The organism is Micromonospora yangpuensis (assembly GCF_900091615.1).
In the GTDB taxonomy this organism is placed as follows: Bacteria; Actinomycetota; Actinomycetes; order Mycobacteriales; family Micromonosporaceae; genus Micromonospora; species Micromonospora yangpuensis.
The window spans coordinates 2,085,550-2,099,734 of record NZ_FMIA01000002.1; the positions used below are offsets into that span (position 1 = coordinate 2,085,550).

Consider the following 14,185-nt stretch of genomic DNA (forward strand, 5'->3'; position numbering starts at 1 on the left):
ACCCGGCTGCGGTTGGTGCGGTGGACGTTGGCCCTCGGCAGGGAACCCGGGCTCAGGCGGGCCAGGCGCGGGCGGTGCCGTCGACCCGTACCGCCACGTCGGTGCCGACCGGTGCGGTGCTCGCGTCGTCGAGGATCCGGGCGGTGACCCGGGTGCCGTCGGCCAGCCGGAGCCCCACCAGCGCGTCGTGGCCGTGGAAGTCGTGCCGCAGCACCGTCGCCGGGACGGTGTCCGTGCGCGGGGCCGGCAGGATGCGTACCTGTTCCGGGCGGACCAGGACGGTGACCGCCCCGGACGGTGCCGCCCCGGCGATCGGGATCGGGCCGAGCGCGGTCCGGGCCCGACCTCCGTCGGCGACCGCGGACAGCAGCACCGCGTCGCCGACGAAGCCGGCCACCCACGGGTCGGCGGGTTCCCGGTAGATGGTGGTCGGGGTGTCGGCCTGCACCACCCGGCCGGCGCGCAGCACCACCACCCGGTCGGCCACCGACAGCGCCTCGCCCTGGTCGTGGGTGACCAGCACCGCGGTCGCCCCGTCGGCGCGCAGCGCCGCCCGGATGTCGTGGCGCAGCCCGGCGCGCAGCCCGGCGTCGAGGGCGCTGAACGGTTCGTCGAGCAGCACCAGCGACGGCCGGGGGGCCAGTGCCCGGGCCACCGCCACCCGCTGCTGCTGTCCGCCGGAGAGCTGGTGCGGCATCCGGTCGCCGTAGCCGGCCAGCCCGACCAGGGTCAGCACCTCGTCCACCCGGTCACCGCGCCGGGCGGCCCGGTCCAGGCCGTAGCCGATGTTCGCGGCCACGCTCAGGTGCGGGAAGAGGGCACCCTCCTGCGGCACCACGGCGATCCGGCGGCGGTGCGTCGGCAGGTGCCGGCCGCCACCGGCCACCGGCCGGCCGTCGAGCCGGATCTCGCCGTCGTCGAGGCGTTCGAAGCCGGCCAGGCAGCGCAGCAACGTGGTCTTGCCGCACCCGGACGGGCCCAGCACGGCGGTCAGCTCGCCGGCGGGCACCCTCAGGTCCACCCCGTCGAGCGCGGTGACCGGGCCGTACCGTTTGACGACGCCGGTCAGCACGACCTCGCTCATCGCCGATCCTCCTTGTCGAGCAGGCCGCTGCGGGCCACCAGCAGCCAGGTGGGTAGCGCCGAGATGACCACCAGCAGTGCGGCGTACGGGGCGGCGGCGGCGTGCGCGCCGACGGCCGTACTGGTCCACAGCTCGGTGGCCAGCGTGTCGACCCCGGTGGGCCGCAGCAGCAGGGTGGCGGGAAGTTCCTTCATACCGGTGAGGAAGACCAGTGCGGCACCGGCGCCGATGCCGGGCAGGGTGAGCGGCAGGGTGACCGTGCGCAGCACGTCCCAGGGGCTGCGGCCCAGCGAACGGGCCACCTCCTCCAGGCCGGGCGGGGCCTGGGCGGCGGCACCGGCGACCGCACCCACCGCCAGCGGCAGGAACAGCGTGGCGTACGCGAGCGCCAGCAGCCACGTCGTCTGGTACAGCGGGTAGGCGACGTTGATCCCGAAGAAGATCAGCGACAGCCCGACCACCACCCCGGGCAGGGCGTGCGACAGGTACGCCGTCCGGTCCAGCAGCGTGGTCAGCGGCCCGGGGGCGCGGGCGGTGAGCAGCCCCAGCGGCAGCGCCAGCAGCATGGTCAACCCCGCGCCGGCCAGCGACAACCAGAGCGAGTTCCCGGCCGCGACCGCCACCTCGGCCAGCGCGCCGGGCCGGGACACCCCGGCGAACAGCCGCCGGGCCAGGCTGACCGCCGGCACCCCGAAGGCCAGCGCCGCCACGGCCAGCAGGACGGCCATCGCCGGCCACCGGGCCGCGCCGAGGCGCGACCGGACCACCGGCCGGCGGGCGCCACCGAGCCGGGCGTACCGGGCGCCGCGCCGTCGGGTGACCGTCTCCCCGGTCAGCAGCAGCAGGGTCAGCAGCACCAGCACGCTGGAGAGCACCAGCGCGCCGGTCCGGTCGAAGCCGAGGTCGAAGGCGACGAAGACGGCCCGGGTGAAGGTGTCGGTCCGCAGGATGGAGACCGCGCCGAAGTCGGAGAGCACGTAGAGGGCGACCAGCAGCGCGCCGGCGGCGGTGGCCGGCCGGATCTGGCGCAGGGTCACCTCGGTGAAGGTCCGCCAGCCGCCCCGCCCCAGCGACCGGGAGACCTCCTCCTGGGCCGGGTCCGCGCCGCGCAGCGCCGCCGCGACCGGCAGGAAGACATACGGGTACGAGCAGAGGGTGAGCACCAGCGCCGCCGGCCAGAATCCGGCCAGCCCGTCGACGGTGGAGACCCAGGCGAAGGCGGCGATGTAGGTGGGCACCGCCAGCGGCAGCGCGGCCAGCACCGCGAAGACCCGCCGACCGGGCAGGTCGGTCCGGGTGACCAGGTACGCCGAGCCGACGCCGAGCAGCACGCAGGCCACGGTGACCACGGCGGCCAGGCCCAGGCTGCGCAGGGACAGCCAGCCGACCCGGCTGGTCCAGACCTCCGCGACGATCCGCTCCCACCCGGCCTCGGCGGTGCGTACCGCGAGATAGGTGAGCGGGACGGCGGCCACGGCCACCGCGGCGGTCGAGGCCGCGAGCAGCGCCGGCCGCGGCGCCCACCGCCGCCACCTCCCCGGTACGCCGGACAGGGCCGGGCCGCCTCGGCGGTCCGGCCCTGCGGGGGCGACGGTCGGGGTGGTCAGGGTACGAGCCCCGAATCCTTGATCAGCGTGATCGTGGACTCCAACCCGTCGAGGTCGTTCAGGTCGATCTGCGGCACCTGCAGCTCGGCCAGCGCGGGCACCCCGGCCGGGCCGGTGACGCCGTCGACCACCGGGTACTCGAAGGTCTGCTCGGCGAAGTACGCCTGCGCCTCCGGGCCGAGCAGGTAGTCCACGAAGGCCTGCGCGTCCGGGTTGTCGGCGGCCCGCTTCAGCACACCCACCCCAGCGACGTTGACCAGCCCACCGGTGTCCCCACCGGCGAAGAAGTGCAGCTTGGCCTTGAGCGAGTCGACCGTGGCCCCCTGCTCCTTGGCGACCTCGCCGAGGTAGTAGTGGTTGATCAGACCCACCGGGACGGTGCCGGCGATGACGTCTTCGAGGATCTTGCCGTTGCCGTCGCGGATCTGCGGGTCGTTGGCCTTCAGCCCGGCCAGGAACTCCTTGGCCCGGGCCTCGCCGTGCTGCACCGTGATCGCGGTGACGAACGCCTGGAACGAGGCGTTGGTCGGGGCCACCCCGACCTTGCCCTTCCACTTCGGGTCGGTCAGCTCGAACACCGACGCGGGCAGCTCCGCCTCGGTGACCTTGTCGGCGTTGTAGGCCAGTACCCGGGCCCGGGCGCTCACGCCGACCCAGTGGCTGTTGCCGGCCCGGTAGGTGGCCGGCACCTTGTCCACCGTCGCGGCGGGCAGCGCGGTGAACATCTCCCGCTTGGAGACCGCGCCGAGCGCGCCGGCGTCCTGGGCCAGGAAGACGTCGGCGGGGGAGCGGTCACCCTCCTCGACCAGCTGGGCGGCGAGCTGGGCGGTGCTGGCGTAGCGGGCCTGCACGGCGATCCCGGTCTGCGCGGTGAACTTCTCCAGCAGCGGCTTGACCAGCTGCTCGTTGCGCCCGCTGTAGACGGTGATCTGCTTGTCGCCGGCGGCACCCGTCTCGGTGCCTGCCTCGTCCTCGGCGCCGCAGGCGACCAGACCGACGGAGAGTAACCCGGCGGCGATCATGGTCGCGGTGGCCCTGCGGAGGGGGATGGGCACGACGAGACGCTCCTTCGTTGCGGCTCCCGGACGACATCCGCCCAGGTGACGGGAATGAAGTTAGCACTGCCTAACCTCACTGCCGCCCGCTGTGGTCTGAGGTCCGGGTCACTCCGTCGCGCCGGTCCGGTTCCGCCGATCAGCCTGGCGACGGCGCTGCGGGCCCCGGACGGGTCCCCTGCCGGCCGTTGCCCGGACCGGTGGATCCGGCGGGCCGGGTGGCTGATGACCGGCCCGACCCGATGGTGTTGTCGGCGGCCGGCAGTGTGGCCCGCGCGTACGGTGCCGTAACCGCCGTCGCCGAGGGCGGGTGTTGCGCACCGGCCAGCCGGTCGATCTCCGCCCTTACCAGGGAACTCAGCTGGTCCATCGTCTGCTGGTGGAGAGCGTTCCCGGCTGACCACCGCAGCTGGGCGGCGGCGGACGCCGGCTGCCGTTCGAGCGTCGCCCACCAGGCCTGGATCTTGTGCTCGTTGCGGGCGAGGAAGGAGAGCCCCTCCCGTACGGCGGGATGATCGGCGATCCGGAGCTGATCGGCCTGCGGGAGGTCGTTGAGCGCGTCGGCGGTGTCGAGTTCCAGGTGCGGCAGCAGCGCGGCAAGCTGGTCCCGCCGCTGTTTGGCCGCCGCCAGGGGGTCCAGGGGTGCGGAAGCCGGCGGTGTGTCCTCGGGCGCGGCTGGGGAGCCGGAGCCTGTACCGGGTGTCGGTGGCATCTGTTTCTCGCTGCTTGTCGGGGAGTCGGACAGCGGCTCTACGCAGGGCGGACCCGCATTGTTCATCCGGGGTGTGGCGGGTCCGCCGATCGGCGGGGTGGCAGCATGGTCGACATGGCGCTCTCCCTGCCGATCGACCCGGCCGCGAACGACCTGCTCAACCGGGACCCGTTGGCCCTGCTGGTCGGCATGACCCTGGACCAGCAGATCCCGCTGGAGAAGGCGTTCACCTCACCGTACGTGCTCGCCGAGCGGCTCGGGCACGCCCCGGACGCCCGGGAACTGGCCGGATACGACCCGGAGGCGCTGGTCGCGGTCTTCGCCCGGCCACCCGCGCTGCACCGGTTCCCGAAGGCGATGGCCGCCCGGGTGCAGGAGGTCTGCCGGGTACTGGTCGACCGGTACGACGGCGACCCGACCCGGCTCTGGGCGCAGGTGGCCGACGGGCGGGAACTGCTGGCCCGGATCGCCGACCTGCCCGGCTTCGGCCGGCAGAAGGCGCAGATCTTTCTCGCCCTGCTCGGCAAGCGGTACGACGTCCAGCCCGCCGGCTGGCGGGAGGCCGCCGGTGACTACGGCGACGCCGACGCGTACCGGTCGGTGGCCGACATCACCGACGGCGCGTCACTGACCCGGGTACGCGAGCACAAGAAGCAGCTCAAGGCGGCGGCGAAGGCCGCAAAGGGCTGACCTGCCGATCGGCCCGGTGCCGTCAGCGGCCACCGTTGTCCCGCAGCACCCAGTTCCGTGCCGGCGACAACTGCGGCGCCGATCAGATCTTCCACATCACCGTGCCTGGTGCAGATGCCTCGAAGCCTAAAATAGCCCAAATCGCCGCAACCAACCTATTCCCCGCCCACCCACCCACCCACCCACCCACCCCCACCGCCCCCCTCCCCTCGTTCGCCACCGAAGCGGGCCCCAAAGTGAATCTTGGACACTTACCGTTCTATTTGGACGGTAAGTGTCCAAGATCTACATTCCAGGCGAGTGCGGAGAGGGCAACGCGCATCAGGGCGGGAGTTGGGGCGTTCGGCGGGCCAGTCAGGTTTGGAGTCGCTCTGCTGCTACCAGCTGTCAGCCCACCACCTTCGGGAAGACCCGGCAAGTCGCACAGTCAGCGTTGGTTGTGGCGACCGGGGCGGGCCAGATCTTCCGCTCGGGGCGAGCGCCGCTGAAGTGCGGCGGCGGTGGAGTCAGGCGGCGGTGGAGTCAGGCCGCGGTGGGATCAGGCTGCGGTGAGGTCCGGGCGGTGGGTTCCGGCGGCCTGGGTCAGGGTTGCGGTGGGGTCCGGCGGCGGTGGGGTCCGGCGGTGAGGTCCGGCGGCCTGGGTCAGGCGGCCTGGGTCAGGCGGCCTGGGTCAGGCGGCCTGGGTCAGGCGGCGGTGGGGTGGGCGAGCGTGGCCAGGGCGCGGCGCACGTCGGCCAGCGAGACCGTCGCGGAGTCGTCCAGGTCGGCCAGGCCAGCCTCGATCCACTGGCGCATCAGCGTGGTCACGCCGATGCCCCGGTCGTCGGCGGCGACCCGGACCCGCTCGTAGGTCTCCAGGGGTAGCCGGACCGAACGGCTGACCATCGGCACGTCGGTGTCGGGGGCGGGCAGTTCGCTCGGCGCTTGGTCGTCGATCAGCTCGGCGAGCCGGTCGTCGCCGCTGTGGAACTGCTTCAACGCGTCGTCACGGTGCATGGCCACTGCCTCCTCGTCGGCGTGTTCTCCGGACCGCCTCGTCGTAGCGTTTCGCCTCGACGTCGCTCAGCTCGCGGGCGGAGAGGATGTCCCAGTCGTTGTCGGTGCCGTCGGCCTCGGCCAGCAGCACGGCCAGTCGTCGTCCCGGACGGGTCGCGGCGTAGACCACCATCACGTCGTCGCCCAGGTGTCGGATGACCCGTCTGCCGCTGTGCAGCGCCGCCCAGACCTCGCCCGGCGTGACGTCGTAGACCCGCAGGTTGGCCAACGCCTCGGCGGTGAAGCTGAACCGGTCGCCCACAGGGCGGAGCGTACCACGTACGTAACACGCGGCTCTGGGCGAAATGGCGGGAGACGGTGACTGCCGCCTCGATGTTCGCGCAGGGGTGGACAGCGGTGACAGAATGAAACCGATTCCGTCGAGGAGGACCGTGTGAAGCGTCCGGCGTACCAGCCGATCCTGATCACCGATGCCTCACGCAGCCAGGGCGACCAGCTCACCAGTCGCCAGCGGCGCTACGTGGTGATGATGATCTTCCGGGTGGCCTGTGTGGTCGCCGGGGCCGTCCTGGTCGGGGTGGAGGCCCCGCTGCTCTGGCTCTGGCTGCCGCTCTGCGGCGTCGGGATGGTCCTCGTCCCGTGGCTGGCGGTGCTGCTGGCCAACGATCGCCCACCCAAGGAGCAGCACCGGCTGGCCAACCGGTTCCAGCGTCGGGCCCGCGAGGAGGCCGCGCCGCGGACTCTCACCGCCGAGGAACACCCGCACAAGATCATCGAAGTCGAGCCCTGACCGACCGGCCGGAACGGCGGCCGGGTGGACCGGGCGCGGTGGGCCCGGTCGGGTGGTCGGCCTCAGCCGGGCGGCCGGGCGCCGGGGGTGCCGACCGCCGCCGCGCCGAGCGCTCCGGCCCGCTCCAGCGCCGCCGGCACCGGCTCCCCGGTCAGCCAGGCGGCCAGCAGGCCGGCGGCGAACGCGTCGCCGGCACCGGTGACGTCGACCACCGGCACCTGGGGTGCCGCCGGCCCGTCGACCGTCACGTCCCGATCGGCCCAGAGCGCCCCGGCCGCACCCCGCTTCACCACCACCCGCCGGACCCACCCGGACAGCGTCCGGGCCTGCGCCGCCGGCTCCGTACCACCGGCCAGCGCCGTCGCCTCGTCGGCGTTTACCAGCAGCAGGTCCACGTCGCGTACCCAGGTCAGGAAGGCCTCCGCCCCGACCTGCCGCAGCGGGGCCGCGGAGGCCGCGTCGACGCTGGTGGTCAGACCGCGCTCGCGCGCCACGGCCAGCGCGCGCAGCCCGGCCGGCCGGGAGGCGGCGTCCAACAGCGGGTACCCGGACAGGTGCAGGTGCCGGGCGTCCGGCGCCGCAGCGACCGCCCGCTCGACGTGCCCCGGGCTCAGCAGCAGGTTTGCCCCCCGCTCGGTGACCATGGTCCGCTCGTCCGCGCCGGCCAGCACGATCACCGTGCCGGTGGCCGCGTCGCGGTGCGACTCGACCGCACAGACCACGCCGCCCCGGGTCAGCTCGCCCGTCCGGTCCCGGCCCGCGTCGTCGGCGCCCACGGCGGCGACCAGCGTCACCGGTACGCCCTGGGCGGCCAGCCAGGCGGCGGTGTTCGCGGCCTGGCCGCCGCCGGTCATCCGGATCGCCGCGGGCGTGTCCGAGCCGGGGGCGACCGGGCCGGCCAGCATTGCGACCACGTCGGTCACCACGTCACCGACGACCAGGACGCGCCCCGGACCGGTCACGCTCCCTGGCCTGCGTGCCGGGCGTCGTCGGCGGTAAGGCCATCGCGTCGGGCGTCGTCGGCGGTAAGGCCATCGCGTCGGGCGTCGTCGGCGGTAAGGCCATCGCGTCGGGCGTCGCCGGCGGCGGGGCCGGTCTGCCGGGCGGCGGCGACCGCGATCCGGGCGGCGAGGTCGGCGTTGCGCAGGATGATCCGGACGTTGACCGCCAGGCTCGCCCCGGCGGTGGCGGAGTGGAAGTGGGCCAGCAGGAACGGCGTCACCGCCTTGCCGGTGATCCCGTCGCGGGCCAGCGTCGCCAACCCGTCGGCAAGCGTGCGGTCGTGCAGGGCCGGGTCGAGTTGCTCGTCGGCGGGGAGCGGGTTGGCCACGATCAGCCCGCCGTGGTGCACTCCGTGCTCGGCGCGGGCGGCGATGATGTCGGCCACCTGCTCCGGTGAGTCCGCCGCCCAGTCCAGGTCGAAGCCCCCGTCGGTGACGAAGAAACCCGGGAACCGGTGGGTGCGGTAGCCGACCACACCCACCCCGAGGGTCTCCAGCCGCTCCAGGGTCGCCCCGACGTCGAGGATCGACTTGACCCCGGCGCAGACCACCGCGATCGGGGTACGGGCCAGGGTGACCAGGTCGGCGGACTCGTCGAAGGTCTGGGCCGCGTCCCGGTGCACCCCGCCGAGGCCGCCGGTGGCGAAGACCCCGATGCCGGCGGCGGTGGCCACCGCACTGGTCGCGGCGACGGTGGTGGCACCGTCCGCGCGGATCGCCGCCGCCACCGCCAGATCGCGTACGGAGAGTTTCGTCACCCCGTCGGCGGTGGCGAGCCGGGTCAACTGGGTGTCGTCGAGTCCCACCACGAGTTCCCCGGCGACCATGCCGATGGTCGCCGGCACCGCCCCGGCGTCCCGGACGGCCTGTTCGATCTCCCTGGCCACGCGCAGGTTGTCCGGGCGGGGGAGGCCGTGCGAGACGATGGTGCTCTCCAGGGCTACGACCGGCCGCCGGGAGCGCAGGGCGTCGGCCACCTCGGCACCGAAACGAAGCTGAAAGTCGGTCATTTCAGGTACGTTACGGCGTGCCGTCGGGTCCACCTGTGGTGGACCCGACCGGGGTGACCTGCCAGACTGGAAAGGTTGGAGGTGTACACGTGAGCACAGAGGTTCTCGAACGTCCAGAGCTGAAGGACGCCGACACCGGTCCGGAGATGTTCCACTACGTCCGGAAGGAGAAGATCGCCGAGAGTGCCGTCATGGGCACCTTCGTCATCGCTCTCTGCGGAGAGACGTTTCCGGTGACAAAGGCCGCCAAACCCGGCTCGCCGGTCTGCCCCAAGTGCAAGGAGATCTACGACTCCTGGGGTGAGTGACGCGGGGCGGCCCACCAGGCCGCCCGCGTAATCTTCGGCGCTGTGAGCACCTCCACCGCCCTGCTTCTGGCCGACCTGACCGGGGTGGCCGTCTTCGCCGCCTCCGGTGCCTCCGCCGCGGTGGCCAAACGGCTCGACCTGTTCGGGGTCGTCTTCGTCGGCTTCGTCGCCGCCCTCGGCGGTGGGATCTTCCGCGATCTGGCCATCGGTGAGGTTCCGCCGTTGGCCTTCGCCGACTGGCGGTACGCCGCCACCGCCGCGCTGACCGCCGTCGCCGTGTTCTGGCTGCACCCGCAGCTCGCCCGGCTCCGCACCACCGTGCTGGTGCTGGACGCCGCCGGCCTGGGTCTGTTCACCGTCACCGGTACGGTCAAGGCCCTGGAGGCCCAGGTGCCGGCGGTCGGCGCCTGCGTGATCGGCATGCTCACCGCGATCGGTGGCGGACTCGGCCGGGATCTGCTCACCGGCGAGATCCCGGTGGTGCTGCGCCGGGAGATCTACGCGGTGGCCGCGCTGGCCGGCGCGGTCGCCGTGGTCGTGCTGGATCTGCTCGACCGGGCCGGAGCGGTCCCGCTCACCGTGGCGACGCTGCTGGTCTTCGGCCTCCGCCTGATCGCGTTGCGCCGTCGCTGGTCCGCCCCGGTGGCAATGCTCCGTCCACCGAGCACCGGCCCCACCTGACCGGCGACCCGACCCGACCCGCGGACCGGCACGGCCACCGTGGGCGCCGGTGTGCTCGGGTGGGCGGTCGAGCGCGGCGCGTGGCGTCGCGTGGGCGGGTCGACGGTCGCTGGTTATGCTGAGTGTCGGCCTTCGCGGCACCGACGCGCGGAGGTCCTTTTCATGGGCGGCGGTACGTGGCCCTGAGCCGGGGGCCGCCGCCGTGCGGCAGGGAAGGAGCACCTCGCGTGGCTGCCCGGTTGCCGACGATCGAGACCTTTCCGGCGCTGCGCGCCTGGCAGCGCCGGGCGTTGGTGGAGTACCTGCGGCGGCGTACCGAGGACTTCACCGCCGTGGCCACCCCCGGCGCGGGCAAGACCACCTTCGCCCTGCGGATCGCCGCGGAGCTGCTCGCCGACCGCACCGTCGAGGCGGTCACCGTGGTCGCCCCCACCGAGCACCTGAAGACCCAGTGGGCCAGCGCCGCCGCCCGGATCGGCATCCAGCTCGACGCCGCCTTTCGCAACGCCGACCTGCACTCGGCCGCCGACTTCCACGGCGCGGTGGTGACGTACGCGCAGGTCGGAATGGCGCCGCAGGTGCACCGTCGGCGCACCATGACCCGCCGTACGCTGGTCATCCTCGACGAGATCCACCACGCCGGCGACTCGCGGTCCTGGGGCGACGGGGTGAAGGCGGCCTTCGAGCCCGCCGTACGCCGCCTGATGCTCACCGGTACGCCGTTCCGCTCCGACGACAACCCGATCCCCTTCGTCGAGTACGAACGCGGCGGCGACGGCCTGCTCCGGTCCCGTGCCGACGCGGTGTACGGCTACGCCGACGCCCTGCGCGACGGGGTGGTCCGGCCGGTGCTGTTCCTGGCCTACTCCGGGGAGACCCGCTGGCGGACCAACGCCGGTGAGGAGCTGTCGGCGCGGCTGGGCGAGCCGATGACGCAGGACCTGATCGCCCAGGCCTGGCGCACCGCGCTGGACCCGGCGGGGGACTGGATGCCGCAGGTGCTGCGGGCCGCCGACGCCCGACTGACCGTGCTACGGGCCGCCGGGATGAGCGACGCCGCCGGCCTGGTCATCGCCAGCGACCAGCAGACCGCCCGCTCGTACGCGAAGCTGCTGGAGCAGGTGACCGGCGAGCGGGCCGCCGTGGTGCTCTCCGACGACGTCGGCGCGTCGGCCCGGATCGCCTCGTTCGCCGCCTCGGAGCAGCGGTGGATGGTCGCGGTGCGGATGGTGTCCGAGGGGGTGGACATCCCCCGGCTGGCCGTCGGGGTCTACGCGACCAGCGCCAGCACTCCGCTCTACTTCGCCCAGGCGATCGGCCGGTTCGTCCGGGCCCGTCGCCCCGGGGAGAGCGCGTCGGTCTTCCTGCCCAGCGTGCCGCACCTGCTCGGGCTGGCCAGCGAGATGGAGGCCGAGCGGGACCACGTGCTCGGCAAACCGAAGGACCGGGACGGCTTCGACGACGAGCTGCTGGAGCGGGCCCAGCGCGACGACCAGGCAAGTGGCGAGTTGGAGAAGCGGTTCGCCGCGCTCTCGGCGACCGCCGAGCTGGACCAGGTGATCTTCGACGGCGCGTCGTTCGGCACCGCGGCGCAGGCCGGTACGCCGGAGGAGGAGGAGTATCTCGGCCTGCCCGGTCTGCTGACCGCGGACCAGGTCACCGTGCTGCTCAACAAGCGGCAGGCGGAGCAGCTCGCGGCCCAGCGTCGCCGACGCGACGAACAGCCCGCTGAGCGGGCCGCTGCGGGACCGCAGGCTCCGCCGGTGCCGCTGAGTGCCGCCCAGCGTCGGGTGGCCCTGAGGCGTCAGCTCAACGCTCTGGTGGCCGCCCGGCACCACCGGACCGGGCTGCCCCACGGCAAGATCCACGCAGAGCTTCGTCGCCGTTGCGGTGGCCCGCCCAGCGCCCAGGCCACGATCGAGCAGCTGGAAGAACGCATCGCCACCGTCCAGTCGCTGTAGGCCCGGACCGGCCACCGGGGCCGCGCCGGACATTCCGCGCGGCCCGGCCGACTCGCCGCGGGCTGTGGAACAGGCACGAAAAAGCCGGCCGGTGGCATCCACGGGATGCCACCGACCGGCCAGGTCGTTATCTGGTCAGTTCGCCATCAGATCGGCGCCACGCCAGCTGAACTCCGGGTCGGACGCGTACTTCACGGTGATCTTCACGAGATCCTCCGCATACTTGTTCGCATGGTGCCCACAGAACACCAACTCGCTTCCACCCGCCAGAGTGATCCGGAGCTTGCCGGCAGCATTGCAGCGGTCGCACCGTTCATCGGCGGCTGGGGGAGCCACCGTCTCGGGCGGCGGCGTGAGGGTCGGGGTCATCGCCTTCCTCCTCTGGTCGTCACCGATGAACAAACTCTTCGGTCGTTGCTCACCTATCCTGCAACACCCTCGGCGGATGTTGCCTTCCCTGTGTGCCCGCGGGGGACCGAGGTCACACCTGGCAGCAACAGTGTGCCGTGCACCCAGGGTGCCACGTCAACGATCACAAACGAGCAACCACCCGATCATCATCAGGTCTTGTACGCCTGGTGATCAAAACGACACGCGCAGTTGACGTACTCGCTCAGTCGAGGTAGTCACGAAGCACCTGGGAGCGCGACGGGTGCCGCAGCTTCGACATCGTCTTGGACTCGATCTGCCGGATCCGCTCCCGGGTCACCCCGTAGACCTGGCCGATCTCGTCAAGCGTACGCGGCTGGCCGTCGGTCAACCCGAACCGCAGTCGGACCACCCCGGCCTCCCGCTCGGAGAGCGTCTGCAGCACCTGCTGGAGCTGGTCCTGCAGGAGCGAGAAGGAGACCGCGTCGACCGCGACCACGGCCTCCGAGTCCTCGATGAAGTCGCCCAGCTGGCTGTCGCCCTCGTCGCCGATGGTCTGGTCGAGCGAGATGGGCTCCCGGGCGTACTGCTGGATCTCCAGCACCTTCTCCGGTGTGATGTCCATCTCCTTGGCCAGCTCCTCCGGCGTGGGCTCGCGGCCCAGGTCCTGGAGAAGCTCGCGCTGGATCCGGCCGAGCTTGTTGATCACCTCGACCATGTGGACGGGGATGCGGATGGTGCGGGCCTGGTCGGCCATGGCGCGGGTGATGGCCTGGCGGATCCACCAGGTGGCGTAGGTGGAGAACTTGTAGCCCTTGGTGTAGTCGAACTTCTCGACGGCGCGGATGAGGCCGAGGTTGCCTTCCTGGATGAGGTCGAGGAAGGCCATCCCACGACCGGTGTACCGCTTGGCCAGCGAGACCACCAGCCGGAGGTTGGCCTCCAGCAGGTGGTTCTTGGCCCGCTCACCGTCGCGGGAGATCCAACCCAGGTCACGGACCATGTCCCGGGTCATCTTCTCTTCGCCCTCGTCGGCCGCGCGCAGCCGCTCGGCGGCGTAGAGGCCGGCCTCGATCCGCTTGGCCAGCTCCACCTCCTGCTCGGCGTTGAGCAGCGGGACCTTGCCGATCTGCTTCAGGTACGCCCGGACGGAGTCGGCGGACGCGGTCAGCTCGGCGTCCCGGCGGGCCTGCTTGAGGGCCTCGGACTCCTCGTCGTCCCACTCGAAGTCGTTGTCGGTCGCCGCTCCCGCGGCGTCCGCCGCGGCGGCCCGGGCCAGCTCCGCCGGCTCCTCGACCACCACGTCCTCGATGGCGGCGGCGAGCTCCTCGGGGTCGATGTCGCCCTCGGCACCCTCACCCTTGGCCTTGCCGGCGGCCTTGGTGGGCTTGCCCGCGGCGGCGGCCACCGTCGCCTTGGTGGCACGGGTGGACTTCGCCGCCTTGGCCGGCACGACCTTGGCGGCCACCTCGCCGGTGGCGCCGGCGGCCTTGCGTGCGGTCGCCTTACGCGCCGGTGGTGGAGTCTCCTCCGCGGCGGCTGCCTGCTTGGGCGCCGGCGCGGCGGCCTTCCTGGTGGTCTTGGCGGTGGTGGCCCGGGAGGCCGGGGTGGCCGACCGGGCGGCGGCGACCCGGCGTCGGGTGCTCGCCGAGCCGTCCACGACCACGGTCACTCCCGCTTCGGAGAGCGCCCGCAGAATCTTCTTGGCCTGGGCCGGAGTCACCTCAGCGGACTCCACCGTGCGCGCGAGCTGGGCCGACGTCAACTGGCCGCCGGCGGTCTGCGCGTGCGCGATCAGCGTGTCGGTGAGCGAGCGTACGTCGGCGCCGGTGTGGCGGGGTTCTGTCACGAATGACCTTCCGGAGGCGATGAACGGGCACGGCCGGGGTGTCCGACACAGCGCGGCGCACCGTGCCAGGCA

14 protein-coding genes and 1 pseudogene are annotated in these 14,185 nt (G+C 72.8%); 5 read left to right on the forward strand and 10 right to left on the reverse strand.

The window, feature by feature from the left end:
• Positions 1-52 precede the first annotated feature (52 nt).
• The 4 genes from GA0070617_RS09595 to GA0070617_RS09610 all read right to left on the reverse strand — a co-directional run bounded on the left by GA0070617_RS09595 (position 53) and on the right by GA0070617_RS09610 (position 4,458).
• Positions 53-1,084 (reverse strand): ABC transporter ATP-binding protein, encoded by a 1,032-nt coding sequence (locus GA0070617_RS09595; RefSeq protein ID WP_091435641.1) that lies wholly within the window; start codon positions 1,082-1,084, stop codon positions 53-55.
• On the reverse strand, positions 1,081-2,637 hold the full coding sequence (locus GA0070617_RS09600) for an ABC transporter permease (RefSeq protein ID WP_091446161.1): 1,557 nt from the start codon (positions 2,635-2,637) through the stop codon (positions 1,081-1,083). The genes GA0070617_RS09595 and GA0070617_RS09600 overlap by 4 nt, the downstream gene beginning before the upstream one ends.
• 50 nt (positions 2,638-2,687) lie before the next feature.
• Positions 2,688-3,713, reverse strand: coding sequence for an iron ABC transporter substrate-binding protein (locus GA0070617_RS09605; RefSeq protein ID WP_091435642.1), 1,026 nt, complete (start codon positions 3,711-3,713; stop codon positions 2,688-2,690).
• Between the two features lie 172 nt (positions 3,714-3,885).
• The gene (locus tag GA0070617_RS09610; protein WP_091435643.1) at positions 3,886-4,458 is read right to left on the reverse strand and encodes a hypothetical protein; all 573 of its coding nucleotides are present in this window, start codon (positions 4,456-4,458) and stop codon (positions 3,886-3,888) included.
• 114 nt (positions 4,459-4,572) lie between these two features.
• Here GA0070617_RS09610 and GA0070617_RS09615 point away from each other — a divergent pair, with 114 nt between their 5' ends.
• On the forward strand, positions 4,573-5,148 hold the full coding sequence (locus GA0070617_RS09615; RefSeq protein WP_175440480.1) for an HhH-GPD-type base excision DNA repair protein: 576 nt from the start codon (positions 4,573-4,575) through the stop codon (positions 5,146-5,148).
• Between the two features lie 684 nt (positions 5,149-5,832).
• Here the strand turns inward: GA0070617_RS09615 and GA0070617_RS09620 are convergent.
• Together GA0070617_RS09620 and GA0070617_RS09625 are read right to left on the reverse strand one after the other, a co-directional pair.
• The gene (locus GA0070617_RS09620; protein ID WP_091446163.1) at positions 5,833-6,144 is read right to left on the reverse strand and encodes a hypothetical protein; all 312 of its coding nucleotides are present in this window, start codon (positions 6,142-6,144) and stop codon (positions 5,833-5,835) included.
• On the reverse strand, positions 6,134-6,445 hold the full coding sequence (locus GA0070617_RS09625; RefSeq protein WP_175440481.1) for a hypothetical protein: 312 nt from the start codon (positions 6,443-6,445) through the stop codon (positions 6,134-6,136). The genes GA0070617_RS09620 and GA0070617_RS09625 overlap by 11 nt, the downstream gene beginning before the upstream one ends.
• Before the next feature lie 132 nt (positions 6,446-6,577).
• On the opposite strand from GA0070617_RS09625, the gene GA0070617_RS09630 reads away from it, so the two are divergent.
• Positions 6,578-6,934 carry a DUF3099 domain-containing protein gene (locus tag GA0070617_RS09630; protein ID WP_091435646.1) on the forward strand — a complete coding sequence of 119 codons (357 nt, stop codon included), beginning with the start codon at positions 6,578-6,580 and terminating at the stop codon, positions 6,932-6,934.
• Positions 6,935-6,996: 62 nt separating this feature from the next.
• Here the strand turns inward: GA0070617_RS09630 and GA0070617_RS09635 are convergent, their stop codons facing one another.
• Together GA0070617_RS09635 and GA0070617_RS09640 are read right to left on the reverse strand one after the other, a co-directional pair.
• The gene (locus GA0070617_RS09635) at positions 6,997-7,896 is read right to left on the reverse strand and encodes a carbohydrate kinase family protein (protein WP_091435647.1); all 900 of its coding nucleotides are present in this window, start codon (positions 7,894-7,896) and stop codon (positions 6,997-6,999) included.
• 131 nt (positions 7,897-8,027) lie between these two features.
• Positions 8,028-8,945, reverse strand: a pseudogene (locus tag GA0070617_RS09640) (pseudouridine-5'-phosphate glycosidase); the annotation flags it as partial.
• Between the two features lie 89 nt (positions 8,946-9,034).
• Between GA0070617_RS09640 and GA0070617_RS09645 the strand changes: the two are divergent.
• The 3 genes from GA0070617_RS09645 (at position 9,035) to GA0070617_RS09655 (ending at position 11,895) form a co-directional block, all read left to right on the forward strand.
• Positions 9,035-9,253, forward strand: a complete 219-nt coding sequence (locus GA0070617_RS09645; protein WP_091435648.1) for a DUF3039 domain-containing protein — start codon at positions 9,035-9,037, stop codon at positions 9,251-9,253.
• A 42-nt stretch (positions 9,254-9,295) separates the two neighbouring features.
• The gene (locus tag GA0070617_RS09650) at positions 9,296-9,934 is read left to right on the forward strand and encodes a trimeric intracellular cation channel family protein (protein ID WP_091435649.1); all 639 of its coding nucleotides are present in this window, start codon (positions 9,296-9,298) and stop codon (positions 9,932-9,934) included.
• A gap of 227 nt (positions 9,935-10,161) precedes the next feature.
• Positions 10,162-11,895, forward strand: coding sequence for a DEAD/DEAH box helicase (locus GA0070617_RS09655; protein WP_091435650.1), 1,734 nt, complete (start codon positions 10,162-10,164; stop codon positions 11,893-11,895).
• 135 nt (positions 11,896-12,030) lie between these two features.
• Here the strand turns inward: GA0070617_RS09655 and GA0070617_RS09660 are convergent, their stop codons facing one another.
• Together GA0070617_RS09660 and GA0070617_RS09665 are read right to left on the reverse strand one after the other, a co-directional pair.
• The gene (locus tag GA0070617_RS09660) at positions 12,031-12,264 is read right to left on the reverse strand and encodes a DUF7455 domain-containing protein (protein ID WP_091446165.1); all 234 of its coding nucleotides are present in this window, start codon (positions 12,262-12,264) and stop codon (positions 12,031-12,033) included.
• 244 nt (positions 12,265-12,508) lie between these two features.
• Entirely contained in the window at positions 12,509-14,113 is a 1,605-nt protein-coding gene (locus tag GA0070617_RS09665) for an RNA polymerase sigma factor (protein WP_091435651.1), read from the reverse strand.
• Positions 14,114-14,185 lie beyond the last annotated feature (72 nt).